This window comes from Halomonas sp. ATBC28 (assembly GCF_005937175.1).
GTDB lineage: Bacteria > Pseudomonadota > Gammaproteobacteria > Pseudomonadales > Halomonadaceae > Vreelandella > Vreelandella titanicae.
Genome location: NZ_VCQL01000026.1, coordinates 15,824 through 41,677, shown reverse-complemented (window position 1 = coordinate 41,677; position 25,854 = coordinate 15,824). Strand labels below are relative to the sequence as shown.

Here is a 25,854-nt window from a genome sequence, read left to right as displayed (position 1 = left end):
ATTTGAGGCTAATCATGCAAGAGTACGCCACCCTGCGCGCCTTCGTGGCCGTTGCACGAACAGGCAGCGTGTCACGCGCCGCAGAACAGCTGCACCTGACTCAGCCGGCCATTAGCCTAAAGTTGAAGCAACTGCAGTCGAATTTAGGCCTCACGCTGTTTAGTCGCCGTCCTCAAGGCCTTGCTCTGACGCCCGACGGCCATGCACTGCTGCCTGCCGCTGAAAAGGCGCTGGCCAGCGCCCTGTCGTTTGAGCAAACCGCCGGGACATTACACAGCACGCTGCGCGGCAAGCTCTCAATTGGCACCATTGTCGACCCCGAATTTCTCCGTCTAGGCGCCTTTTTGAGCCGCTTGATGGCCCGTGCACCGCAGTTAGAAACCGAACTTCACCATGGAATGAGCGGCAGCGTGCTTAATCGCATTGAACAAGGCGACTTAGACGTTGGGTTTTACCTGGCGCCACCCGCTCAAGGCCCTGGAAAAGGCCATGAGACGCTTGCTTGGCGTGAGCTAACCCATTTTGATTATCACGTGATTGCCCCAGCAGGCTGGGAAAATCGACTCATTGATACTCGTTGGGAGCACTTAGCCACGCTGCCCTGGATTGTTACGCCACAGGATTCCGCCCACCACCGGCTGTTAAAACAGGCGTTGGCACCGAGCGGCGCAGTTCCCAATCGGGTGGCCCAGGTGGATCAGGAGGCCTGCATGCTTGACCTGGTGCGCGCAGGCGTTGGCTTAAGCCTGGCCCGGGACGCCCTGGCGATGACCGAACGCCAGGAGAGCGGCCTGGCGGTGGCGGAGAATATTCGCCTGCCCTGCGCGTTAAGCTTTATCTGGCGTCATGAAAGCACCAACGAATCGACCGTTAACGCTGCGCTAAGTACGCTGGATGAGGTATGGCCCCATCGTCTAGGCTAAGTCATAAAAAAAGGGTTGTGACAAAGGGGCTGTAAGGAAAGGGAACACCAAGCGACTAATCAACTTCATAATGAACAGTAACTCGCCCTGCTACTGGAGTGCTTGCAATGATCCGACTGCCCCCTCTTCGTCCATTTACGCTTGGCGTATTGGCGGCCGCTGGCCTAGCCAGCCCTTCGCTTCAAGCCCAAAGCAGTGCAGAAGCCACGTTTGCAGGCGGCTGCTTCTGGTGTATGGAACCCCCTTACGACAACCAGCCCGGTGTTAGCGCCACCATTTCCGGCTATATCGGCGGCGAACTAGAGAACCCCACCTACGAAGAAATCTCCCAGGGCGGTACTGGCCATGCTGAAGTCGTGCAAATCGAATACGACTCCGAGCAGATCAGTTACGAGCAGCTCTTAGAAATCTTCTGGCGCAACATCGACCCCTTTGCGGTCGACCGTCAGTTCTGTGATGTAGGCGATCAATACCGCTCGGCGATCTTCTATCATGACGAAGCCCAGCGTGAACTGGCCGAAGCGTCCAAAGCCGAAATGGAAGCGCGCTTCGACCGGGAGATCGCCACCCAGATAGTACCAGCCACCAAGTTCTGGCCTGCTGAGGAGTACCACCAGGACTATTATCAAAAGAACCCCGTGCGCTATAAGTTCTACCGCTACAGCTGTGGTCGCGACGGGCGCCTGGAAGAAGTGTGGGGCGAAGAAGCCGGTGGACCTTCGTTTGAGTAACAAGCGGTACACCATCAACCATTGACTGAAGTGATGGGTTGAACTGTTTGCTTTAATCACTGCCGGAAAGGTAACGCCAATGTTATGCATGGTCGTTCTTTTTGTACTACAGTGACCGTGCACCAGTAATAGACCGGTCGATTAGGCGCCCTGGAGCTAGGCGCTTTGACCCCACGTTGATCTATAGATAGGAGATCTTATGAGCAACAGTATCAAGACGATCAATCCCACCAATGGTGAAACCCTCGAATCCTATACGCTAATGAGCAGCGTGGAAGCCAAGCAGATAGTGGACGCCTGCTACGAGGCGTTTCTCGATTGGCGCCTAGAATCGCTGGAAAGCCGCGCTAAAACGGTCAAAGCCATTGGCCAAGCGCTGCAAAAGCATAAAGAAGAGCTTGCCGACCTGATGGTCAATGAGATGGGTAAACTGCCTTCTCAGGCCCGCCAGGAAGTCGATCTTTGCACCGGCATCTGTGATTACACCGCTGAACATGGCCCCAAAAAGCTAGCCGACGAAGAGCGTCAGCCTGGCAATGGTAAACGCGGTTTCGTGACCTACTCACCGATGGGTGTGATCTACGGCATTCAGCCTTGGAACTTCCCTGCATATCAGGTAGTACGTTACTCAATCGCCAATATCATGGCGGGTAACGGCGTGCTGCTAAAACACGCTGAAAACGTGACTGGCAGCGGCCTGCTGTTGGAAAAGATCTACCGCGAAGCGGGTCTTCCGGAAAACGTCTTCCGTACACTGGTGATCTCTCACGATGTTTCTGATGAGGTGATTGCTCATTCTGCGGTACGTGGCGTAACGCTAACGGGTAGTGATGGCGCAGGCCGCAAAGTCGCTGGCAAAGCGGCTGAGTACCTTAAAAAGACCGTGCTTGAGCTGGGCTCTAACGACGCCTACCTGGTGCTCGATGACGCCGATATGGATATCGCCATCGACACCTGCGTACAGGGGCGCGTCTACAACGGCGGTCAAACCTGCGTCGCGGCCAAGCGTTTTGTGGTCACTGAAAAGAACTATGAAACGTTTAAAAAGCGCTATGTAGAACGTATGCAGTCGCTTAAAGCGGGTGACCCGACCCAAGAAGACAGCGATCTGGGCCCCATGGCTCGCGTGGATCTCCGCGATGGTCTCCACGACCAAGTGGAAGAGAGCGTGCGCAAAGGTGCGAAGATTCTTTGCGGTGGCGAAAAGCCATCCGGTAAGGGCGCGTTTTACCCGGTCACCGTGCTGGATAACGTGACTCCCGGCCAGCCCGCTTACGACGACGAGCTGTTTGGCCCCGTCGCTGCGCTGATTCGTGCCAAAGATGACGAAGACGCCATGCGCATTGCTAACGACAGCCGTTACGGCCTGGGCGGCGGCATCATCTCTAAAGATGTGGAACGCGCCACCGAGCTAGCCAGCAAGTACTTTGATACCGGCATGGTATTCATTAACGGCTTTGGTGTTGCTACCCCGGAAATGCCTTTCGGCGGCGTTAAAAACTCCGGGTACGGTCGCGAGCACGGCGGCTTCGGCATGCACGAGTTCGTCAATGCCAAGTCGGTGATTGTCGTTCAAGAGTAAGCCTGTAAGCGCTCAAAATCATGAGCGATAAGATAGAGCGCCGCTAGCTTTTTATTAAGCTAGCGGCGCTTTTTTCGTTGCGTGTTCTATTACGAGTTTAACTGTTGCCCAGAGGTTCGACGCTGCCAAAGCTTCAGCCCAATAGCAATCACCACCCAGGTCACCAACGCCGCGATAACATCATCCAAAACAATGCCAAAACCGCCATGAACATACTCTGCCAGATGAATCGGCGGCGGCTTCAGCGCATCGAAAAAGCGGTAGACAACGAATGCCAACGCCATAACCAGCGGGTGACGCGCAGCTTGCAACCCGATGACCGCCAGCGGGAACGCAAAGTACTCATCAGCGACGATGCTGCCATGATCCAAACCGTCATAGTGCCAGGCGGCGATGTGGCAAACCGGTATCGCAAGTAGCAGCAGAGCTGCCATGATAGCGCCTTGTTGACCTAGCGGGCGGCTTAACAGCCACCACGCCAGGGGGATGCCCAGCAGCGAGCCGAAGGTACCCGGCGCCATCGGCGCTAGCCCCAGGCCAAAGCCGGTAGCTAGCCAAAAATTAACCGTATCCAGCATTAACCCGCCTGCTGCGCTTGACGCTCAAGTTCAGCGGTCATCTCTTTGGGTAAGTTAAGTGCATTGCCCAACTGATCAAGCCAGGCGCGCTCCATGGGGTTTTGATCATCGGTCACGGCCACGCTGATCAGGTACATTTCACGGGCCGCTTGAGGGGAGTCCGCTTCGCGGGCCAGTGCCTGGGCATCCAGCGGTGCTTTTAGCTGCTGCTCCACCCAGTTATGCATCTCTTGATCAGCACCTAGGGCGTCAATCTGCTCGGTAATCAGCGCCTGCTCCTGCTCATCAATATGGCCATCGGCCCGGGCGGCCATAATCATCGCCTGCAGCAGTTCCAGGCTGCGACGCTCTTGGTGCTCGCCACTAAGCGCTTCTACCCGCTCGCCCTCTGTCGCATTCTGGGTCGTATTTTGCTGCGCATTGCCATTTTTCGCCGCCTGAGAACTCTGCCACGCTTTCCATGCCAGCACGCCCACCCCAGCAATGGCGCCGTATTTTAGTGCTTTGCCTCCCATGCTACGGCCACGTTTGGAACCCACCAGTAAACCCATGGCACCGCCACCAAGCAGGCTTTTCATATCAAAGCTACTGGAGGAGCCGCCACCTTGACCGCTGCTACTGCTACTGCCACCGCCTAGCTGCTTAGAAAGCCCGCTCAGCATGCCTTTAACATCGACACCACTGCTACTGCCGCCCTTCTGGCTTCCGCCGGCTTGCTGCATCAGCTGCTGTAAAATTTTGCTTGCGTTCATCCTTGTACTCCTAAGTAGATAGTATCTTTAGGGCTCGTTTGACGATTCATTTACTTTATAAAACATTCTATATGAACCCAGCATGAACCAGGCCTTGTAAGAAAACTGCCTGCACTCGGCCATGCGGCGTTAAAGAAGTACGCCCTTTACTTCCACAGAGCTCCCGTGGCGGCTGGCACTTACGTCTATACGAACTGGCATTTGCTCTTTGAGTTCGCTGACATGGGAGATCACCCCAATCATGCGCCCGCCCATTTGCAGTTCGCTGAGCATGGCAATCGCTTGATCCAGCGCATCCTGATCCAGGCTGCCAAAGCCCTCATCGATAAATAGCGTATCCAGTTGAATACCGCCAGCGTACGCCTGCACTACATCCGAGAGCCCTAGCGCCAGCGAGAGCGCGGCCATAAAAGACTCCCCGCCGGAGAGTGTCGCTACCGAACGGTTCTTGCCGGTGTAGGTGTCGGCCACATCAAGCTCCAGACCCGACGCTCTGTTACCTTTGGAGGGATCTTCCCGACGCACCAACTGATAACGCCCGCGGCTCATGCGCACCAAACGCTCCGAAGCTTGAATCAATACGTCATCCAGCAACACACCCAGCACAAAGCGCTGCAGGCTAATACGGTGCCCCGTGCGGCCGTTAGCGACTTCGCTGAGCGTGCCCCACAGCTGATACTGGGCTTCGAGCTCTGCCTGCGCCCTGTGAGCAGTCGCAAGCTTTTGACGAATACCGCGCAGCGTGGTCAGCCTCCCATCCAGCCCCCGCCACGCCTCTAGCTGGGTGTTCTCTTCGACCTGGGCCGCCTCGGTTAGGCTGGTCAACGCGGCCATATTCGGCGGCGTTTTTTCCGCAAGCTGGGTTTGGTAGTTCTCCAGCGCACCTTCAAGCTCGGCCAGGCGGCGTTGGTACGCCTCTACTTGGCGAGTCAACTCTTGCCGCTGGGTATCATCCAACTGCGCAGCCTGAAACGCTGCTTCATCTTCAAAGGGGCTGGCCTGCAGGGCGGCTTGCCACTCAGCTTGCACCTGCTGAAGCGTCTGCTCGCTACGTTCGATTCGCTCGTTCGCACCGCGTAGCTGCTCTTCCGCCCGCGCCAGTTGGGTTTGGCTGGTCGAGAGCATCTGCTGGGCGCTCTCCCAGGCTTTTTCGAGCTGTGCGATCTGGTGTTCAAGCTCAGTGAGGGTTCGGCGCATTGCCTCAGGGTCGCGGGCATCTTCCGGCAGCGATTGGCTCAGTTGATCGCGCTGACTCTCTAGGCGCAACGCGTCCTCTTTTGCCTTCTCCACCGCGGGCCGTTGGGTTTTAAGCTGCTTATCCAGCGCGCCCCACTCGCAGCGCAGCGCTTCGCGAGCAGCGGTTTGCTGGCTAATCTCACGTTCAACGCTTTCCCGGCGCTGCACTTGGCGGCGCAAGCCTTCGCAGGCAGTTTGCAGCTCAGCCAGCGGTTGGCTAGCCCACTCGCCCAGCTGTTGGGTAAGCCGCTGGGCCTGCTCTGTATTGTAGTTAATCTGCTGAGTGAGCTGATGATGGTAACGCTCGACGCTCTGTTGTGCTTGACGAGCCTGCTCTTGCGCCGCCCTGGCTTCTTCAACCTGCGCTTGGCTGACCACGTCGGCACTGTTAACCGCTGGGGCTGGATGCTCCAGGCTGCCGCACACCGGGCAAGGGACATCCTGTTCAAGGGTGAGCGCTAACAGCGCGGCCTGCCCCTGGTGCCAACGCATCTCCTGCTCAGTGGCGTGGCGTTGCGCTCGTTCTGCTTCGCTTTGCTGGCGGTTGAGTGCCTCCGTCGCCTGCTGCTGTTGGCTGGTTAACTCATGCGCTTGCCGGGTGAGTTCATCTAGCTCTTGGCGCTGGGTCAGCAGGTCGTTATGGCGGCTTAGCTCAGCGGGGGCGCTGGCCAGCTGCTGAAACTCTGTCTGTAAGCGTTCCAGATTAACGCTAATCGCTTCACCCTGCTGGCGAATGTTATCTAGCTGCGCCTCATCACGCTTGAGCGCACTATCGGCTTGTTGCCAGGAGTCCTGCGCCGTTTTAAAACGCGCCTGCAACTCGCTTAATTGCTGGCTTTTATGAATAAATTCGCCCAATTGGCGGTGGCGCTCCCGGAGCGCGGGGAGCTCTGCCTGACGCTGGCGTGCCACTTCTAACGCCTGCTGCGCCTGTTCGGCGTTACTACGTTGAGTGGCTAATGCGGCTTGCGCCTGTCGCTGATCGGCCTGGGCGGTGATCAGCGTCTGCTGCGCTTGGTCTAAGGCAGCTCTCTGTGGGCGCAGCGCCTGGGCGTGGGTGCTTTGCGCTAAGCGCTCCTTAGTGCTTTCTATCTGTGTGTGCTGCTCAAGATGACGGGCTTTATCCGCCGCCAGCCAATCGCGGGCCTCAAATTGACGCTGCAGCGCCAGCGCCTCATCGCGCTGCTTTTCGGCGCTACGGCGCTGCTGCTGGGCGGTTTCAAAACGTTGCCGCGCTTGGTCTACCCGGGGTGTTAGCTCTTCAAGCTCTTGCGCTAACGCGGCTTCGCTCTCAAGCTCACCCCCAGCGAGGATGCCGCTGATATGCTGGCGATGATCACTCACTGCCCGCTCGATTTGGTTGGCCTGGGTGCGCAGACGCTCTTCGATGCGCTGAAAAATCTGGGTTTGAAACAGCTGGGAAAAAATCACTTCGCGCTCTTTAGAGCCTGCCAGCAGCAGTTCGCGGAACTTGCCCTGGGGTAGCACCATCACCTGACGAAACTGGTTGGCATCCAGGCCGATCAGGGTTTGCAACTCCGCGGTGGCATCATTGACCTTGCGTGCTACCAGGCAGGATTCCACTTCACCCTCTGCCTTTAATCGCCACAGCTGGGCTTCTGCATTATGGGTGGTCGTCCCTTCGCCGCGAGCCTTGGGGCGCTCCTGCTGGGGCACCCGGCGAACCCGGTAATCCACGCCGCGCAGGCGAAAATCCAGCGTCACTTCCGTTAGCAGCGAAGCGTCAGCCTGGTCGCAACGCATCTGCGCCGGATCGCGTTCATTGCCCGTGGTTTGGCCGTAAAGCGCAAAACAGATGGCATCAAGAATCGAGCTTTTACCGGCGCCGGTAGGGCCATTAATCAAAAACAGTGGGCTTCTTCCCAGCGCGGTGAAGTCGATGGTCTCACTGCCCGCAAAGGGCCCGAACGCCTGCATGGTGAGGGTTAGTGGTGTCATCCCTGAGCCTCTTCGTCACGACTAAGCTCGCCTATCAGTTCGCTTATCGCCTCGGCTTGTTGGTCGGTCATGGGCTCACCGCTGGTTTGGGCGAAAAAGTCACTGAACATATCCAGTGCGCTGAACTTCAGCCGCTCACGGTCAAGCTGCTGATTACCCTGGGCATCCAGCATGCCGGGCTTCTCGAGATGCAGCACGTTGGGATACACCTCACGCAACTTGCCCATGGGGTCGAGAATGGCGTGGCGGTCGGTTAACCGCACCAGCAGATAGTCGTCGGCATTGGCATCCGTTCGCCCCTGGGCAATCAACGCATCGATCTCGCCCTCTAATACGCGAACTTCACGACTGGGTATGAGGGGTATCTGCTCGATCTTGGTGACGCCGCTCGCATCAAGGTCCACCAGCGTCACGCCTTTACGCTGGCTGGCTTCGGAAAAGCTATATTTGAGCAGCGAGCCGCTGTAACGAATATGCTCGCCGCCTCGGTACTGGGGGCCGTGAAGGTGGCCAAGCGCCACATAGTCAAAGCCTTGCATCGGCTCCCAAGCTACGCTTTCGGCGCCGCCCAGGGTCAGCGGGCGTTCAGAATCAGAGGCGCTGCCGCCATCCACAAAGCAGTGGCTCATCAATATGCAGGGGCGTGCAGGGTGACGCTGCTCTTCGATGCGCTCAACCAAGTAACGGTGGGCGCCGTCAAAGTCGCGCATCTCAACGTTAAACTGGCTGCGCACATGTTCGGGGTCGGCGTAGGGAATGCCGAACACATCCATCTCAGCGCCCTTAATCGTCAGCGTTACAGGTGTGTCAAAATCAGCTAAGTCGGAAAGAATATGCAGACCGGCCTGACGCAGGTGGCGCGCGCCGAAACGAAGCCGCTCAGCACCATCGTGGTTACCTGAAATCATGATCACCGGCAGCTTGCGCTCCTCGCAGAGCGCGTGGAGCACCTCATCCAGCAGCGTTACCGCCGCCGCAGGCGGCACCGAACGGTCGTAGATATCGCCCGCAATCAGTACCGCATCGACGTTTTCCCGGTCGACAATCTCGATAAGCTGGTCGAGCACATAGCGCTGATCATCCAGCAACGACAGGTTGTGGAACAGCCGCCCCAGGTGCCAATCGGCGGTGTGAAGTAGACGCATAACAGGCTCAGCAAAAAATAGTGTAGCGGCATGATAACAACCCGATACTCAATCTACCCACAAAACTCCTCACCTACATAAACGACCGACAAAAAGCCCCGCTCAATGGCGGGGCTAATCGTTTCTCTAAAGGTTCTAGGCTCAACCAGCGCTAGCGACGGAAGGCGTCTGGATAGCTGGTGAGATCAACTCCCCACATGACCGGCAGTAGGAAGTAAACCGCCGCCACAATCAGCAGCATGGCGATGATGTTGATCCAGAAGCCGGTGCGCACCATCTCGATAATTTTCAGTTTGCCAGTGGCGAAGATGATGGCGTTGGGCGGCGTACCAACAGGTAGCATAAAGGCACAGTTGGCGGCCATGGCGGCGGGCACCATCAGCACGAAGGGGTGGATATCCAGCGCCAGCGCCAGCGATGCCAACACCGGCAAAATCATGGTGGCCGTGGCGGTATTCGAGGTGATTTCGGTCAAGAACAGCACCATGCCGGTCGCCAGCAGGATGACCAGTAAGAAGTTGGCGCCTTCCAGCACACTCATTTGCCCACCGATCCACTCCGCCAGGCCGGAAGAGCCAAAGCCTGCGGCGATAGCCAAACCACCTCCGAACAACAGCAGAATGCCCCAGGGTACGTCTTTCGCCACGTCCCAACCCAACAGGCAACCACCTTTGTTTTTGGAGGGAATCAAAAACAACAGCAGCGCAGCGACAATCGCGATCATGGTGTCATTGATGCCAGGGATATTGATGATCTGCCCCTGCCACAAGAACGAGCGGGTGATCCACATAAAGGCAGCGAACAAAAACACCACCAGCACCGCTTTCTCTTCAAAGCTGGTGTTACCCAGCGCCGCTTTTTCTTTGTTAATCAGCTCTCGGCCACCTGGTAGGTGACTAAAGTCAATGCGGAAAAACACCCGCGTAAGTAGCAGCCAGGTGATAAAAAGCAGTACACACACAATGGGAAATGCAAACATGAGCCAACCGGCAAAGGAGATCTCAATGCCAAACAGCTGATTTACAATTGCGGCGAGTATGATATTCGGTGGGGTTCCAATGAGCGTGCCCAGGCCCCCAATGGTACCGCCATAACCGATACCAAAAATCAGCGCTTTGCTGAACTTATCGATTTCGGCACTGTGGTCGCCGTCACTTTTCGCCAGCTCTTGGCTCACCTGATACACGATAGCGGTACCGATCGGCAGCATCATCATGACCGATGCGGTGTTGGAGACCCACATGGACAAAAAGCCCGTCGCGGCCATAAAACCAAACACGATGCTATTAATACTGGTGCCCAACACGGCAATAATCGACAGCGCGATACGCTTGTGAAGATCCCATCGCTCCATTGCCAGCGCGATCATAAAACCGCCCAGAAACAGGAAAATGATCGGATTACCGTAGGCGGCCGTAACGGTATTGCCATCCAAAGCGCCGGTAATCGGTAAAAGCACAATGGGTAGCAACGAGGTCGCGGGAATCGGAATAGCTTCGGTGATCCACCATACGGCCACCCACAGAGTGGTAGCGAGCACCATACGCCCTTCAAAGCTTAAGTCTTCAGGGTGAAAGAACATCACCACAAAAGCGAACAGCAGCGGACCAAGCAACAGGCCAATCTTCTGCGGCGTGGTGTAGGCAGGCGGCTTAGGTTGAGGGGAAGGATTACGCTTGGTATTCGAAGCCGCGGCGTTGGCGGCCCCGCCCGTAGGTAGCGCGCACATCAATAGTTTTTTGGCTTGGTAGTGGGAGTGCCATAGCTGATCCCATACCGTCATCAGGGCAGTTTTATGCATACAATTTGCGCCACTTACGGTCAGAGTGAAAAGAACAAATCGAGGATCAACATTCCGATATATATGCCGCACGATGGGCGACACGGAACCTCCTTTGGCGCCCTTTATTAACTGCAATAGGCAATTAGTCCAGTGATTTGCCATTAATTACAACCAAAGTCTAACAACTTTAGTTTAACTATGCGCAAATACTAACAGTGACATAAGCGCAATGTGCGCTAGCGCACGGACGAAATCTCACATCACGACCATTGTTCTGGTAAGGAAGCATCGTTGGTGCGCCGAGGTGCACTCTCACCAGGATGGAATCTGTGAAACAACTTCTCCGTTTTGTGCGTCCGCACCCTACGTTTGCAGCGCCGTGGAACTCGACTACCCCCGTCAGGGAAGAGCTCTTCAGCGCAGAGCGACTTGAACAGCACGCTAGCAGCTTGGCGCTTAACCAAGCAGTGACCAGCACGCCACCCAAGGTAGTGTCGTTAGCAAGACGGCTCAACGATAACGCGCGCGCTTTGCTGGACGTTTATCGCGCCAGCGCCACAGCGCTGGCAGGTGGGAGAGAAATTGTGCCTGCCGCCGCTTGGCTGCTCGATAATTACCACCTGATTGAAGCGCAAATTCGCGAGATACGCAGCGACCTTCCCCCCGGTTATTACCGCCAGCTACCAAAGTTAGCCAACGGGCCTTTTGCGGGCTACCCGCGGGTATTTGGTATCGCCTGGGCTTTTGTGGCGCATACTGACAGCCATGTCGAACTGGATAATTTGCAGAACTTTATCACCGCTTACCAGCGCGTTCAGCCTCTGACCATTGGCGAACTTTGGGCGGTGGCGATCACGCTACGTATTGTGCTGATCGAGAACCTGCGACGCCTTGCCGACCAAATTATCAGCGAACAAACCGCAAGGGACGAAGCCGATGCATTGGCCACTAAATGGCTAACGCCCACCGACCGGCAAACCTCCCAGGAACGTCATAACTTTCACCTGGAAACCAGCACGCTCAATATTCATAAAGGGCCATTAGCAGAGCCCTTCACTGCTCAGCTCGCTAAGCGGCTACGCGGCTTAGACCCCCGCTGCAGCCCGCTGGTAGGCTGGCTAGATGAGAAGCTTAGCCAGCAGGGTGACAGCATTGACGACATGGTTCAGCACGCCCAGCAGCGCCAAGGCGCCGCCAACGTAACCGTGCGCAATATCATCACCAGCATGCGCTTCGTTTCCAGCATCGACTGGGCAGAGCTGTTTGAGAACGTTAGTTTGGTGGATAAACAGTTACGCCAGCAGAGCCACTTCAGCCAGCTCAATTTCCCCACCCGCAATCAGTATCGCAGCGCCATAGAACAACTCGCCCGTGGCTCTCGTTTCAGCGAGCTTGAAGTAGTCGAAGCCGCACTCTCACTCTCCCAGCAGGCAGGAGGCGCCACCAGCGACCCGGCCGAAGCAGCACGCCAGGGAGACCCTGGCTACTTCTTGGTAGGCTCAGGTCGGATAGCCCTTGAGCAGCAGATACGATTTACCCCCTCCTCACGCCAATGGCTGCGCCGGACACTCATTCACCACGGTATTCGCAGCTATATCGTACTGATGGCCGTGGTGACGCTGAGCCTGATGGCGCTGACTGGTGGGCTGCTGCTTTCGTTGCCGCTGGCGATCGGTGATGTACCACTACCCTGGCTTATACTTCTAGGGGCATTCGGTTTCCTGCCCATTATGGAAGTCGCGACGCTGATCGTTAACCGCCTGATTATCTACGCTATTGATGCTCAGCCACTGCCGGGGCTCGACCTTGCCAAAGGCGTTCCGCCTCAGTTAAGAACCCTGGTGGCGGTACCTACGCTGCTGACCGGCGAAGAAGATCTGCGCGAACAGATTGAGCGTCTTGAAGTGCACCACTTATCCAGCGGTGAGGGGGCGCTTGGCTACGCGCTGCTGCTTGACGGCGTAGATGCCCCCCAAGCGGAACTACCCCATGAGGCCGCGCTGTTATTGGCTGCTCAAGCAGCAGTAGAGCAGTTAAATAAGCGTTATTGTCCTGTCGCCCTCGATAGCGATAAACGCTTCTTTTTGCTCCATCGGCGGCGGGTATTTAACGCCAGCGAGAATACCTGGATGGGGTGGGAGCGTAAGCGGGGCAAGCTGCACGAGCTAAACCGCTTGCTTCGTGGCGCCACGAACACCACCTTTATCGAGCCGCCGCCACTGCCCAGTGACGTGCGCTATGTCATCACTCTGGATGCCGACACTCGCCTGCCCCGGGGCGCAGCCAGCCGGTTGATCGGTAAAATGGCGCATCCGTTAAACCGGCCACGAATGGATCAACAACTACGCCGGGTCGTGGAGGGGTATGCAATACTGCAGCCTCGAGTGACGCCGTCGCTGCCCACAGGGGGCGAAGGCTCCATCTACCAGCGACTATTCTCCGCACCGGGGGGTATCGATCCCTACGCTGCCGCTATTTCAGATCTCTATCAGGATCTGGTCGGCGAAGGCTCGTTCGCCGGTAAAGGTATTTATGAGATTGATGCCTTTGAAGCCTCGCTGGCTGGCCGAGTGCCCGACAATAGCCTGCTCAGCCACGATTTGTTCGAGGGTGTATTTGCCCGTGCGGGACTCGCCTCCGATATCGAAGTGATCGAAGACTTCCCGGCCCGCTATGATGTAGCCGCCAAGCGTCAGCACCGCTGGACACGCGGTGATTGGCAACTGCTCCCTTGGCTAATCGCCCCGGCGCTGCCGCTCACTGGGCGGATGAAAATGCTCGGCAACCTGCGCCGCTCGGTAACGCCACCATTAGTGCTGGCAAGCCTTGCGGTTAGCTGGCAGTTGCCGCTGAGCATGGCGATCACCAGTACACTGCTACTACTGGCCGTTGTCGGCGCACCGGTGTTGCTTTCCCTAACGGTCTCATTCGTTCCCTTCCAAGCTTGGTCTAGACTACGCCACCACTATCACCTTTGGTTTGACGAGTTAAAGCTGGGTAGCACGCAAATGCTGCTACTGATCCTGTTTTTGCCTGACCAAGCGTGGCGCATGCTGGATGCCATCGCCAGAACGCTCGTCCGTGTTCTGGTCACCCACCGGCGTCTACTGGAGTGGACATCTGCCGCCCAGTCGATGAAAAGCCCGCCACTGACCGTACTGGGATTCTATCAGCGCATGGCCCCAGGCACCGCACTGGGGCTAGCGGTGGTGATCAGTGCGCTCTGGACAGCCAGCCACACATGGCCCATCACACTGCCCATGGCGCTGCTGTGGTTGGCGGCACCAGCAGTGGCAGCCTGGTTAAGCAGCAGCACAAACGCCGTTGTCCAACCCACCATCTCAGAAGAAGAAGCCCTTGAGCTACGGGTCATTGCTCGGCGAACCTGGCGCTTTTTCGAAACCTTCGTCACCGCCACCGATAACCGCTTACCGCCGGATAACTTTCAGGAGGATCCCCAACCCGCCCTCGCCCAGCGCACCTCGCCGACCAATATGGGGCTCTATCTGCTCTCCACCCTGGCGGCACGGGATTTCGGCTGGATTGGCACCCATGAGACGCTTGAGCGGCTTGAAGCAACCCTGGGCGTAATGCTGGGGCTACCCCGCTATCGTGGGCACTTCTATAACTGGTACGCCACCCACGACCTGAGCCCGCTTAACCCCCGCTATGTGTCAACGGTGGATAGCGGCAACCTTGCAGGGCACCTTATCGCGATCGCCAATGCCTGCGAAACCTGGCAGACAGCAGGCTTTATAACTGACCCACGCGTAGGCATCGCCGACACCCTAAACTTGGCCCGTCAGACACTTAAACAAGCATCCACTTTGTCGAAAGAGTTCACGGCTCAGCTTAGCGTGCAGTTGGAGGCCATAGACGCTCAGTTGAAAGGCAACGTGATGTCGTCGGGATGCTTGGCAACTATCGCCGTATTGACGGATAGTACGTTAACGCTGGTGTGCACTCCCCTCAGCGAGCATAGCGACCCATACAGCGAAGACCTGCTGTTTTGGTTGCAAGCCCTGCACGCCTCAGTGGCGCAACACGGCTATGACCGGGAAACCCAGCCAAACCTTGAAGAGGGTGCACTCGCGCTACGCCTGCAACAGTTTGCAGACTCTGCGCGACGCCTGGCACTGGGCATGGATTTCGCTTTTCTACTCGATAGCGAGCGCCAACTGTTGTCGATTGGTTATTCGCTGGACGACAACTGCCTGGATACCAGCTGCTACGACCTGCTGGCCTCCGAGGCGCGCCTGGCTAGCCTGTTTGCGATTGCCAAAGGCGATATTCCCACCCGCCACTGGTTCAAACTCGGCCGTGCTGCCACCCCGGTCACCTTTGGCTCGGCGTTGATCTCCTGGTCGGGGTCGATGTTTGAGTACTTGATGCCGTCGCTGGTCATGCGCGCCCCTGGGGGCAGCCTGCTAGAGCAAACCAACCGGCTGGTGGTCAAGCGTCAAGAGACCTACGCCGCCCAGCTCTCCGCTCCTTGGGGTATTTCCGAATCCGCTTATAACGCCCGTGATCGAGAGTTCACCTACCAGTACTCTAATTTTGGGGTGCCTGGGTTAGGGCTTAAACGCGGGCTCTCTGCCGACCTAGTAATCGCGCCCTACGCCACTGGATTAGCCGCCATGGTTGACCCCAGTGGCGCCTGTCGTAACTTCAAGCGATTGGCGGAGATGGGCGCATTAGGCCGCTATGGCTTTTATGAAGCGCTCGATTTCACCCGTTCGCGGCTACCCGCCGGTGAGAAAGTGGTGATTGTGCGCAGCTTTATGGCCCACCATCAGGGCATGACCATCGCGGCCATCGCTAACACCCTGCACCACGGCCAGATGCGCGCTCGCTTTCATCGCGAGCCGATGATTCAAGCCAGCGAACTGCTGCTTCAAGAACGGGTTCCGCGTAACGTAGCGATTGCCCACCCCCGCGCTGAAGAGGTGAAGTCAAACGCGAGCCAGACGATTAACGAAGCACAAACCATTCGCCGCGTTTCTACGGCGGCCAGTGGGCCGCCCGTTACCCATTTACTCTCCAACGGCTGCTATTCGGTGATGCTAACGGCCACCGGCGGTGGTTACAGCAGATGGCGCAACGTCGCCATTAGCCGCTGGCAGCCTGATGCCACCCGCGATCACTTAGGCAGCTTTATTTTTCTACGCGATGCTAAACACCCTAGCGTGTGGACTGCCACTGGGCAGACGGCGGCACACCCAACCGGCGTTAACGATGAGCATAGCCATGCGCTATTTGCTGAGGATTATGCCCGTTACAGCCATCGTCATGACGACATCACCAGCCATTTGGAGGTGTTGGTTTCCGGCGAGGATGACAGCGAAGTTCGCCACCTTTCGCTCACTAATAGCGGTCGTCACGCCCGGGACATCACGATCACCTCCTATCTAGAATTAGTCTTGACCGCTCCCAGTGCCGACAATGCGCACCCTGCGTTTGCCAAAATGTTTGTGGTCACCGAGTATCTAGAGGCCTTCAACGCCTTGATCGCCACTAGGCGGCGACGCTCACCCGATGAAGAGCAGGTATGGGCGGCTCACTTTGCGGTGGTAGAGGGTGAGACCGTGGGCGAGCTGGAGTTCGAGACTGACCGGGCCCGGTTTTTAGGCCGCGGCCGAAGTACGCTGCACGCCTCAGCGCTGGCAGAGGGCCAGCACCTTTCGAGCAGTGTTGGCAGCGTGCTGGATCCTATCTTTGCACTGCGCTACTGCCTGCGCGTGGCCCCCGGTAAAGCGGCCCGCATCGCTTACTGGACAGTGGTCGCCTCCTCCCGCGAGGCGCTGATGGATCTGATCGATAAACACCACGACCGCAGTGCGTTTGTGCGCGCCAAGACCCTCGCCTGGACACAAGCCCAGGTGCAGCTTCGCCATTTAGGCATTCAGCCTGAAGAAGCCGCCGACTTTCAGCGTCTGACCGCACCCATTCTTTACCCTGATACCCGCTTTAGAGCGCCCTCCGAGGCTATTGAGCGTGGTGCCGGCCCGCAGTCGCGGCTCTGGCAACACGGCATTTCCGGCGATCTGCCGATTATTCTGTTGCGCATCGATAGCATTGATGACATTGGCCAGGTACGCCAACTGCTCCGTGCCCACGAATATTGGCGCATGAAGCGGCTAGGCGTGGACGTGGTGATTATTAATGAGCGCTCCTCCTCCTATATTCAGGATCTGCAGCAGGCCATTGAAACCGCGGTGCTTAGCAGCCAAACACAGCCTCGTCTTAAAAAGGATTTCGCTCAGGGTGCCGTGATTGCATTGCGGGCCGACCTAATAAGCCTGGAAGTGCGCACACAGCTTCAGTCGATCGCCTGCATTGCATTAATGGCCCATCGCGGCAGCATAGCCAACCAATTAGCCCTGACGCTGCCCATACGCCTCACCACAACACCACCCCAAGCGTTGGCCAAACGTCCCCTGCCCAGGCACACCCCGTTCAATGACAGCGAAGCGCCACTCCCAGCGCTTGAGTTTTTTAATGGCCTGGGCGGCTTTGCTCAGGATGGTCGTGAGTACGTGACGGTACTTGAGGCAGGGAGCTCAACGCCCGCGCCGTGGATCAACGTGATCGCCAATGCAGGCTTCGGCTTTCAGGTATCAGCAGAAGGCGCTGGCTATGTATGGGCGGATAACAGCCGCGAAAACCAGCTGACGGCCTGGTCAAACGACCCTGTGGTGGATCCGAGCGGCGATGTAATCTATGTCCGCGATGAAGAGACAATGGCGCTCTTCACCGCTACTGCCCGCCCTTGGCGGGATCAAGGCCGCTACTTGGCACGACACGGCTTCGGCTATAGCCAGTTCGAGCATCAAGCGGATGGGATTGCCCTGGAGCTGCTGCACTTCGTGCCCCTAGAGGCCCCGCTAAGGATTTCGCGGCTACGCCTTAGCAATCACTCCGGGCGACCACGCAAGCTGTCCATTACGGCTTATGCCGAGTGGGTGCTAGGGACTTCACGCAGCGGCTCGGCGCCTTTTTTGATCTCGCACCCAGACGCCGACAGCGGCGCGCTGCTGGTGGAGAATCCCTGGAATATAAATTTCCCTGGCCGGGTAGCGTTTCTGGATATCGGCACCCAACCAACTTCCTGGACGGCTGACCGCTGCGAATTTATCGGTCATGGCGGTAGCCTGGCGACGCCCGCGGGGCTACGCAGTCACACTCCGCTTTCCGGGGCCCACGGTGCGGGGTTGGATCCTTGCGCCGCGCTTAATCGCAACGTAACGCTAGAAGCAGGTGAAAGCGTCGATATCGTTGTGTTGATGGGGCAAAGTAGCTCAACCGCTGAAGCCAAATCGCTGATCGCGCGGTATCGCCAGGCGGACATTGACGCGGAGCTCGCGCTGGTCACTGCGCACTGGGAAACGCAGCTTAACGCGGTACAAGTTTCCACCCCTGACCGCGCCATGGACATCATGCTCAACGGCTGGCTGATGTACCAAACCATTGCCTGCAGAATTACCGCACGTTCCGGGTTCTACCAGGCCAGCGGCGCCTATGGCTTCCGCGACCAGTTGCAGGATGGCATGGCGTTAACCTTCACCAGCCCCGAAACCACTCGCCAACACCTGCTTCGCGCCGCCTCACGCCAGTTTATCGAAGGCGATGTCCAGCACTGGTGGCTACCCCACTCCGGCCAAGGGGTGCGTACGCGTATTTCCGATGACCGGGTCTGGCTGGCCTATGCCTGCGCCCGCTATATTGCCACTTCCCACGACACCGCCGTGCTCGACGAGCCAGTGAGTTTTCTGGAAGGTGCCGAATTAGCGCCTGAAGAGCACGACTGCTTTTTTCAACCGATGATTGCTGGGGAAACCGCCTCGCTATTTGAGCACTGCGCCCGAGGCTTGGATCAGAGCATTGAGCTAACCGGCGAGCACGGCTTGCCGTTGATCGGTGGCGGCGATTGGAACGATGGCATGAACCGCGTTGGCGAAGCGGGCGAAGGTGAAAGCGTGTGGCTTGGCTGGCTGCTGGTGCATACCCTGGAGCTGTTTCTACCCTTTGCCCGGCAGCGCGAAAAGCAAACGCCTTCAGCGGCTAAGTACTCAACCACACTGGACTCAGCCGACACTCCACGCGCAGAGCGTTGGAGCACGCATATCACTGCGCTGCGTAGTGCGCTGGAAAGCAACGCCTGGGATGGCCAGTGGTACCGAAGGGCAACCTTCGACGACGGCAGTTGGCTGGGTAGCAAAGAGAGCGACGCCTGCCAAATTGATTCGATTGCCCAGACTTGGGCGGTACTCTCGGGGGCAGCAGAGCCCCACCGCGCAGCCCTCGCCATGGCGTCACTGGAACGCGAGCTGATCAGGCACGATGAGCAACTTGCACTGCTGTTCTGGCCCCCCTTCGACCAGCCCCAGCGCGACCCAGGCTATATCGGCGGCTACCCGCCCGGTATGCGGGAGAACGGTGGGCAATATAGCCACGCCGCAATGTGGGCAATTCTCGCCTTTGCCAAGCTCGGCGAGGGCAGTAAAGCACATGGGCTTTTTGCGCTACTCAACCCGATCAATCATGCCCGCACCGCCGAAGAGGTCGCTCGTTATCAAGTAGAACCCTATGTGGTGGCCGCGGATGTCTATTCGGTTGCGCCTCATACCGGACGCGGCGGCTGGACATGGTACACAGGCTCAGCGGGCTGGATGTATCGCGCCGGGGTGGAGGGCATTCTGGGCATTCGCCGAGAAGGTGGCTGGCTGGTGATTGCCCCCTGCCTTCCCCAAGACTGGCCAGGTTTTAGCGCAACGCTAACCATTGCCGCCACGCACTACGCGGTTAAGGTGACCACCACCGATGAGGCGCCCAGCGCGCAGCTCGATGGCCGAATACTGACCCGTCAACAAGGTGAAGTACGCATTCCGCTGGATGGCAAACGACATCAGTTAGAGGTATTTATCAAGCCAAACACAGTCGCTGAAAAGTAACGGAGGCAGGTCGTAGCTGATAGAATACCGCCCCTTTCAGGCGCGTTAGCGGCTAAACGCCGATACGCCACCCACCTTTTACTACCTGAGAGTTGCGCAATGATCGCCACCGCCCGCACCGTTTTCCGGCCACTTATTCGGCTGGGCCTTATCCCGCAGATTTTAATCGGTATCGTTGCCGGGGTAGTGCTCGCCCTGTTTTCACCGGGCATTGCAAGCGACGTGGCCCTACTTGGCCAGCTCTTTATCGCCGCATTGCAGGCAGTGGCGCCCATTTTGGTGTTTGTACTGGTAGCCGCTGCGATCTCTGCTCATCAAAAAGGTCAACCCACCCATATTCGCCCCGTGCTGGTGCTCTATGTGGTGGGCACGCTGATCGCCGCGCTCATTGCAGTGGCAGCCAGCTTCCTGTTTCCCACGGAGCTTACGTTAGATTTGGGGCAAGTTGACGGCAACCCGCCCGGGGATATTTTTAGCGTTCTACGCGACCTGCTGCTAAACGCGGTTGCCAACCCGGTTAGTGCGCTGATGGAGGCTAACTTTATCGCTATTTTGGCCTGGGCTATCGGCCTGGGTTTAATGCTGCGCCAAGCCAGCGATACCACCCGCCAAGCATTGAGCGATTTATCCGCAGCGATCACCCGCATTGTGACACTGGTGATTCGTTTAGCGCCGCTGGGTATCTTTGGTTTAGTGGCAGGCACGCTGGCAGAATCCGGCGTTGAGTCGCTGCTCAACTACGCCCAACTGCTGGGTGTGATCGTGGGCTGTATGCTGTTTGTCGCGCTGGTTAGCAACCCGCTGCTGGTTTACTTCACCACCCGGCAAAACCCTTATCCCCTGGTGTTTACGTGCCTGCGCGGTAGTGCGATTACTGCCTTTTTCACCCGCAGTTCGGCCGCGAATATCCCCGTGAACCTGGAGCTTTGCCGCCGCCTAAAGCTCGACCCTGACACCTACTCCATTTCCATTCCGTTGGGTGCAACGATCAATATGTGTGGCGCAGCCATCACCATTACTGTCATCACTCTGGCGACCACTCATACGCTAGGCATTAGCGTCGACTTTCCCACGGCGCTGCTACTTTGCGTGGTTTCAGCGCTGGCGGCCTGCGGCGTTTCAGGCGTGGCGGGCGGTTCACTGATGCTGATTCCCATGGCCGCCAACCTGTTCGGTATTCCCACGGAAGTGGCCATGCAGGCGGTGGCGATTGGCTTTGTGATCAGCGTGGTACAGGACTCCACCGAAACTGCGCTCAATTCCTCTACCGATGTGCTGTTTACTGCAGCGGCCTGCCGCTCCAAGGAAGCGAACAACTAGCACTGCCCGGGGCATAGTGCCCCATTAGGCATACTCCCAGCGCGCCGCCGCTAGAGGGTGCCACTTCCGAATAAGGCTATTGTTGCCGAGCGAGGCCATTGACAGACGAACGTTCCTTATATAGAACGTTCTATATAAAGAACAGCGGACAGCCTTATGGATAAGCTCTCACTCAACACGTTGGGCCAGCACCTTCAAGCACTTCGCCTGGAGCGGGGCTGGTCACTGTCGCAGTTAGCCAATGAGGCGGGGATTGCCAAATCCAACCTGTGTCGCCTTGAACAAGGCAACGGCAATCCGACCCTGGATACCATTTGGCGGCTGGCGGTGCAGCTCAATGTGCCTTTCGGCACTCTGGTAGCGCCAATCAGCGTGCCGCTGGGTGAAGATGGCGTACAGGTGCGTTTAATCGATCAAGGCAAGGATTCCCCTCAGGTGGACGCCTACTGGATGCGCTGCGCACCGCATACATTGCGTCATGCTGAAGCCCATACACCCGGCACCCGTGAATCACTCACGCTGATCAGCGGCTGGCTGGAAGCGGGGCCCGAAGGGGCAACCACGGTACTGACACCGGGAGAGGCCATCACCTTCGCCGCCGATCAACCGCACCTTTACCGTACCCACGAAGCGGAGGCCACGTTGATGATGACCATCACCTATGGTTTGGAAGGCCAAACATCATGAGCCAAGCTGCCAGCCACTCTCCTGTTCGTAGCGCGCTGCAGGGCGTGCGAGAAGCCATCCCACTATTGGGCGGCTACATTCCCGTGGCGCTGTCATTTGGCTTAGTCGCCACCCAGGCCGGCTTTAGCACGCTGGAGGCCACGGCTATTTCAGCGCTGATTTACGCCGGTGCTTCGCAATTTCTATTTGTCGGTATGATCGCCACCGGCGCCCCGCTGTGGCTGGTGGTAGCGATGACGCTGCTGATTAACGTGCGCCATGTGGTGTACGGCCCTAACCTGGCGGCGTTACTGCCGCGCAGCCGCCACTGGCCCTGGTTAATGCACGGCCTCACCGACCAGGTGTTTGCACTGGCCCTAACCCGGCTGCCCCAACTGCCTGAGGTAAAGCGTTTTAGCTGGTTTTTGGGCGCATCACTGCTGGCCTGGGGCGCCTGGATAATTGGCACCGCGGTGGGCGCTACCGCCGGTGAGGCCTTCACCGCCCGCTGGCCGCTGCTGGGTGAGATTATGCCCTTCGCGCTGCCCGCGCTGTTTTTGACCATGGTGGCGCCGCGCTTTACCGACAAGCGTTGGGCAGTCGCCATGGGCTGCACCATTTTAGCGGCGCTGTGTTTGACCCTGGTCGGCTGGAGCAACGTGGCGATTCCCTTAGCCGCCGCCTGCGGCGCGCTGTGCTTCTACTCCACGCAGTTCTATACGCAAAGATTCGCCACCAACAGGAGGCGTGAATCATGAGCACTGCACTTTGGATAGCGGTCGCGGTTTCTGCCATTGGCACGTTGCTGATGCGGGTAGTGCCTTTTTTATGGATGCAGCGCCGCCTCAACAGCGAAAGTGGCCTTAATAACATGCCCCAGTGGCTGGGTATTCTTGGCCCACTGATGATTGCCGCCGTGCTGGGGGTATCCATTGTACCGGTTAACCCAAGCGCTGTTTCCTGGATCGCCACCGCCATCGGGCTTTCTGTCACGCTGCTGGTCTGGTCGCGGGTACGCTCACTTGGCTGGCCGGTCGCGGCCGGCGTCGCGGTATTTGGGATAGTTGAGGTCGCGGCCTTCATTTGGTAATGCTTTGCATTAGCCTTTACGTCATGCCATCATCCCGGCTCTTAAGTCCGAGCCAATCGTAAAGTGACATTAATGTTAAAAGCACACACCCATCGCAAGAAGGTTTTTATGAGTGTGTTGCTGTTAACGCAGGCGGCGCTAATGCCCTTTATAGCAGCCGCTGACACACCGAGCAGCCCCCCGGAACCGCCACGCATTGTGACGCTTTACCAGGGGGCTACCGACAGCGCCGTAGCCCTTGGACTGACGCCTATTGGCGTAGTCGATTCCTGGCTGGAAAAGCCCATGTACCGCTATCTGCGCGATGCGCTTGATAGCGTCGAGCATGTGGGGCTGGAAACCCAACCCAATCTGGAAAAGATTGCCTGGCTTAATCCTGACTTGGTCATTGCCAGCGACTTTCGCCATGCGCGAATAGCGCCGCTATTGGAGGCCATCGCCCCCACTGTATCTGCCCCGACAGTGTTTAACTTCAAGACCACGCTGAACATGGTGGCCAATGCTACTGGCCGCGAAGCGCAGGCAAATGAGCTGCTTGAGCAATGGGATGATCGTGTCGCCGACTTTCGCCAGCAGATCGCCGCCAAGTTGAGCAGCGAGTGGCCGCAAAAAGTGGCCGTGGTGCGGTTTAAAAGCGACCACGTGCGCATCTATACCAGCGGCTTTGCAGGCTCGATTCTTGATGAGCTGGGCTTTAATCAGCCGGATACACTGCAAAGCCAGAGTTGGGGAATGAAGCTTTCCAGTACTGAAAACATTCCGGTGCTGGATGCCGATGCCCTCTTTATTCTGCTTGAGCCCGATGACCCCGCTATTGCAGATAATTACCAACACTGGGCCTCCCACCCACTCTGGCAACAGCTGTCAGCGGTACAAAGCGGGCGCGTATTTGAAGTTGAGCCGGTGAGTTGGATGATGGGTGGCGGCATACTGGCGGCCAACGCCATGCTGGATGATCTGTATAGTCACTACGGGCTGTTGCAACCCGAAGCGGCGCCGCATCAGGCTTGCCTGCCTCACGCCAGTGGCCGTGGGGAGCCTGCTTCATGCTAAACAGTACTGCCGCAAAAAGTATTGGCCTGCTACTCGGCGTGCTGGTGGCACTAAGCGCCTTTTTCGCCAGCGTGATGTTAGGCACAACGGAGACCTCCCTTTCCTCTCTGTATGGCTCGCTCGTCCATTACGATCCTACCAACATCGCCCACATCATTCTTTTAACTGAGCGCTTACCCCGTGCGGTAATTGCCGCTCTAGTGGGCGCCAGCTTAGCCATTGCCGGGGCGCTGATGCAGACCATGACGCGCAACCCGCTGGCGTCGCCGGGCATTCTGGGCATTAACGCCGGCGCGATGTTTTTTGTGGTGGTGGCAGTTTCGCTATTGCCGCTGCACACACCCGCTCACTACGTATGGGCCGCGCTATTAGGGGCACTCGTTGCGGCCATACTGGTGGTGGTGCTTAGCCGCGGCCGCCACGGTGAGCTCTCCCCTCTGCGGGTCGTGCTGGCAGGTGTAGCAGTGACGGCAATGTTTGTGTCGTTCAGCCAAGGGCTGTTGGTGATTGATCAGCAAAGTTTTGAAAGCGTGCTTTACTGGCTGGCGGGCTCAGTGTCGGGGCGCGACCTCTCTTTGGTAGCGCCCTTACTGCCGCTCTTCGGCGGAGCACTGCTGCTCAGCGCACTGCTGGTACATCACGCCAATGCACTGTTACTGGGCGATGACATGGTCACCGGGCTGGGCATGCAGGCCACCACCATCAAGCTGCTGCTCGGGCTGATTGTGATTGTGCTGGCGGGCAGCGCCGTAGCGCTGGCGGGCATGATCGGGTTTGTGGGCCTGATTGTGCCCCATATGGCGCGGGGGTTATTTGGCATCGACCATCGCTGGCTGCTGCCAGCCTGCGCGCTATTGGGTGCCTGTTTGCTGCTGCTGGCCGATCTTGGCTCGCGCTTTTTAATGCCACCCCAAGAGGTTCCGGTCGGTGTGATGACCGCGCTGATCGGCACGCCCTTCTTTATCTATCTGGCACGACGCAAGATGGCTGGCCAATGAGAGCAGACGCCACGTTAAACCTTAACAGCGAAGCAAAAAGCGACAGTAATCGCTTACTACGTCGCCTGCTGATGCTAAGCCTTTTATTGCTAGCAAGCGCCGGGCTGTCGCTCTGTTTAGGCAGTTTTCCCACACCACCGCTGCAGGTGCTAAATGCACTAGCAGCCCCGCTAAGTAGTGATATTACCTTTATTATTTGGGAGCTGCGCCTTCCGCGCATCGCTCTAGCGGTATTGGTCGGCGCCGCCCTGGCAATCGCGGGAGCGATTCTGCAAAGCATTGTGCGTAACCCGCTGGCCTCCCCGGATGTCATCGGCATTACCAGCGGTGCGGCGCTGGCGGCGGTGGTGTTCTTATCCCTATTGAGTTCGACCCTTAGCATTCACTGGCTGCCCGTTGCCGCCATGCTGGGAGCACTGGTTTCTGCACTGCTGGTGGTGAGCTTGGCCTGGAAAAACGGTGTTAGCCCATCGCGCATGGTACTGGTCGGCATTGGCCTGGCCGCGGCCATGGGCGCTGGCACCACCCTGTTAATCGTGATCAGCGATGACTCTGCCGCCATGACCGCCTATGTATGGCTAACCGGCAGCCTTTACGCGGCGCAATGGGACGATGTGTGGAGCCTATTGCCGTGGTTAGTCGTCGCGGTGCCTATCAGCCTACTCTTCGCCCGCCATGCGGATGCCATGGCCCTGGGTGATAGCGTTGCCGAAGGGCTTGGGGTGGCGATTCTGCGCAGCAGATTGGTATTGCTGGCCTGCAGCGTGGCGCTGGCAGGTGCCGCTGTGGCTTTTGCCGGTGGCTTAAGCTTTGTGGGATTAATTGCCCCCCACCTGGCCGCTAGGCTGGTGGGGCGGAACATGGCACGCCTGGTGCCTACATCAGCGTTGGTCGGCGCCTTGATAGTGCTTTACGCCGACCTGCTGGGCCGGGTAGCGTTTTTGCCCAAAGATTTACCTGCGGGCATCTTTGTTGCCGGGATAGGCGCGCCCTTCTTCGTTTATTTACTGCATAGATCGCGAGCTCGCTTTTAGAGCGAATTGACGAAAAAAAAGCGGCGCCCCAAAGGCGCCGCCAAACAGTATCG

16 protein-coding genes are annotated in these 25,854 nt (G+C 57.8%); 11 read left to right on the top strand and 5 right to left on the bottom strand.

The annotated features are described in order from the left end of the window. The first annotated feature begins 14 nt into the window (after positions 1-14). The 3 genes from E0L35_RS22335 to E0L35_RS22325 all read left to right on the top strand — a co-directional run bounded on the left by E0L35_RS22335 (position 15) and on the right by E0L35_RS22325 (position 3,236). Positions 15-923: a LysR family transcriptional regulator gene (locus tag E0L35_RS22335; RefSeq protein ID WP_022522445.1), complete on the top strand. Its 909-nt coding sequence runs from the start codon at positions 15-17 to the stop codon at positions 921-923. A gap of 107 nt (positions 924-1,030) precedes the next feature. Then, complete coding sequence (gene msrA / locus E0L35_RS22330; protein WP_138801468.1) at positions 1,031-1,654, top strand: peptide-methionine (S)-S-oxide reductase MsrA; 624 nt, start codon at positions 1,031-1,033, stop codon at positions 1,652-1,654. Positions 1,655-1,853: 199 nt separating this feature from the next. Continuing rightward, positions 1,854-3,236, top strand: a complete 1,383-nt coding sequence (locus E0L35_RS22325) for an NAD-dependent succinate-semialdehyde dehydrogenase (RefSeq protein WP_138801467.1) — start codon at positions 1,854-1,856, stop codon at positions 3,234-3,236. 89 nt (positions 3,237-3,325) lie between these two features. On the opposite strand, the gene E0L35_RS22320 is transcribed toward E0L35_RS22325, so the two are convergent. The 5 genes from E0L35_RS22320 to E0L35_RS22300 form a co-directional block, all read right to left on the bottom strand. Further along, positions 3,326-3,814, bottom strand: coding sequence for a phosphatidylglycerophosphatase A (locus E0L35_RS22320; RefSeq protein ID WP_009288337.1), 489 nt, complete (start codon positions 3,812-3,814; stop codon positions 3,326-3,328). Continuing rightward, positions 3,814-4,566: a tellurite resistance TerB family protein gene (locus E0L35_RS22315; protein ID WP_138801466.1), complete on the bottom strand. Its 753-nt coding sequence runs from the start codon at positions 4,564-4,566 to the stop codon at positions 3,814-3,816. The genes E0L35_RS22320 and E0L35_RS22315 overlap by 1 nt, the downstream gene beginning before the upstream one ends. Before the next feature lie 129 nt (positions 4,567-4,695). Beyond that, on the bottom strand, positions 4,696-7,761 hold the full coding sequence (locus E0L35_RS22310; RefSeq protein ID WP_138801465.1) for an SMC family ATPase: 3,066 nt from the start codon (positions 7,759-7,761) through the stop codon (positions 4,696-4,698). Continuing rightward, positions 7,758-8,906 (bottom strand): exonuclease SbcCD subunit D, encoded by a 1,149-nt coding sequence (locus E0L35_RS22305; protein WP_138801464.1) that lies wholly within the window; start codon positions 8,904-8,906, stop codon positions 7,758-7,760. The genes E0L35_RS22310 and E0L35_RS22305 overlap by 4 nt, the downstream gene beginning before the upstream one ends. 151 nt (positions 8,907-9,057) lie before the next feature. Continuing rightward, entirely contained in the window at positions 9,058-10,707 is a 1,650-nt protein-coding gene (locus E0L35_RS22300; protein WP_223828118.1) for a DASS family sodium-coupled anion symporter, read from the bottom strand. A gap of 302 nt (positions 10,708-11,009) precedes the next feature. On the opposite strand from E0L35_RS22300, the gene E0L35_RS22295 reads away from it, so the two are divergent. From E0L35_RS22295 to E0L35_RS22260, 8 genes are all read left to right on the top strand, one after another. Continuing rightward, the gene (locus tag E0L35_RS22295) at positions 11,010-19,640 is read left to right on the top strand and encodes a glucoamylase family protein (RefSeq protein WP_171051220.1); all 8,631 of its coding nucleotides are present in this window, start codon (positions 11,010-11,012) and stop codon (positions 19,638-19,640) included. A gap of 99 nt (positions 19,641-19,739) precedes the next feature. Further along, a complete protein-coding gene (gene sstT / locus E0L35_RS22290) occupies positions 19,740-20,960 on the top strand; it encodes a serine/threonine transporter SstT (protein ID WP_009288341.1) in 1,221 nt (406 codons plus the stop codon). A 156-nt stretch (positions 20,961-21,116) separates the two neighbouring features. Next, complete coding sequence (locus tag E0L35_RS22285; protein ID WP_022522427.1) at positions 21,117-21,647, top strand: XRE family transcriptional regulator; 531 nt, start codon at positions 21,117-21,119, stop codon at positions 21,645-21,647. Next, positions 21,644-22,384: an AzlC family ABC transporter permease gene (locus tag E0L35_RS22280; protein ID WP_138801462.1), complete on the top strand. Its 741-nt coding sequence runs from the start codon at positions 21,644-21,646 to the stop codon at positions 22,382-22,384. Before E0L35_RS22285 ends, E0L35_RS22280 begins: the two co-directional genes overlap by 4 nt. Next, positions 22,381-22,716, top strand: coding sequence for an AzlD domain-containing protein (locus E0L35_RS22275; protein ID WP_027958561.1), 336 nt, complete (start codon positions 22,381-22,383; stop codon positions 22,714-22,716). Before E0L35_RS22280 ends, E0L35_RS22275 begins: the two co-directional genes overlap by 4 nt. A gap of 72 nt (positions 22,717-22,788) precedes the next feature. Beyond that, positions 22,789-23,769: an iron-siderophore ABC transporter substrate-binding protein gene (locus tag E0L35_RS22270; RefSeq protein ID WP_249362176.1), complete on the top strand. Its 981-nt coding sequence runs from the start codon at positions 22,789-22,791 to the stop codon at positions 23,767-23,769. Continuing rightward, positions 23,763-24,767 carry an iron ABC transporter permease gene (locus E0L35_RS22265; RefSeq protein ID WP_138801461.1) on the top strand — a complete coding sequence of 335 codons (1,005 nt, stop codon included), beginning with the start codon at positions 23,763-23,765 and terminating at the stop codon, positions 24,765-24,767. Before E0L35_RS22270 ends, E0L35_RS22265 begins: the two co-directional genes overlap by 7 nt. Further along, positions 24,764-25,801: an iron ABC transporter permease gene (locus tag E0L35_RS22260; protein WP_027958563.1), complete on the top strand. Its 1,038-nt coding sequence runs from the start codon at positions 24,764-24,766 to the stop codon at positions 25,799-25,801. Before E0L35_RS22265 ends, E0L35_RS22260 begins: the two co-directional genes overlap by 4 nt. Positions 25,802-25,854: the final 53 nt, after the last annotated feature.

Excerpts from the sequence above, each read along its gene's own strand:
- E0L35_RS22335 (WP_022522445.1), top strand. The coding sequence starts at position 15 with ATGCAAGAGTACGCCACCCTGCGCGCCTTCGTGGCCGTTGCACGAACA.
- msrA (WP_138801468.1), top strand. The coding sequence starts at position 1,031 with ATGATCCGACTGCCCCCTCTTCGTCCATTTACGCTTGGCGTATTGGCG.
- E0L35_RS22325 (WP_138801467.1), top strand. The coding sequence starts at position 1,854 with ATGAGCAACAGTATCAAGACGATCAATCCCACCAATGGTGAAACCCTC.
- E0L35_RS22320 (WP_009288337.1), bottom strand. The coding sequence starts at position 3,814 with ATGCTGGATACGGTTAATTTTTGGCTAGCTACCGGCTTTGGCCTGGGG.
- E0L35_RS22315 (WP_138801466.1), bottom strand. The coding sequence starts at position 4,566 with ATGAACGCAAGCAAAATTTTACAGCAGCTGATGCAGCAAGCCGGCGGA.
- E0L35_RS22310 (WP_138801465.1), bottom strand. The coding sequence starts at position 7,761 with ATGACACCACTAACCCTCACCATGCAGGCGTTCGGGCCCTTTGCGGGC.
- E0L35_RS22305 (WP_138801464.1), bottom strand. The coding sequence starts at position 8,906 with ATGCGTCTACTTCACACCGCCGATTGGCACCTGGGGCGGCTGTTCCAC.
- E0L35_RS22300 (WP_223828118.1), bottom strand. The coding sequence starts at position 10,707 with ATGCATAAAACTGCCCTGATGACGGTATGGGATCAGCTATGGCACTCC.
- E0L35_RS22295 (WP_171051220.1), top strand. The coding sequence starts at position 11,010 with ATGGAATCTGTGAAACAACTTCTCCGTTTTGTGCGTCCGCACCCTACG.
- sstT (WP_009288341.1), top strand. The coding sequence starts at position 19,740 with ATGATCGCCACCGCCCGCACCGTTTTCCGGCCACTTATTCGGCTGGGC.
- E0L35_RS22285 (WP_022522427.1), top strand. The coding sequence starts at position 21,117 with ATGGATAAGCTCTCACTCAACACGTTGGGCCAGCACCTTCAAGCACTT.
- E0L35_RS22280 (WP_138801462.1), top strand. The coding sequence starts at position 21,644 with ATGAGCCAAGCTGCCAGCCACTCTCCTGTTCGTAGCGCGCTGCAGGGC.
- E0L35_RS22275 (WP_027958561.1), top strand. The coding sequence starts at position 22,381 with ATGAGCACTGCACTTTGGATAGCGGTCGCGGTTTCTGCCATTGGCACG.
- E0L35_RS22270 (WP_249362176.1), top strand. The coding sequence starts at position 22,789 with ATGTTAAAAGCACACACCCATCGCAAGAAGGTTTTTATGAGTGTGTTG.
- E0L35_RS22265 (WP_138801461.1), top strand. The coding sequence starts at position 23,763 with ATGCTAAACAGTACTGCCGCAAAAAGTATTGGCCTGCTACTCGGCGTG.
- E0L35_RS22260 (WP_027958563.1), top strand. The coding sequence starts at position 24,764 with ATGAGAGCAGACGCCACGTTAAACCTTAACAGCGAAGCAAAAAGCGAC.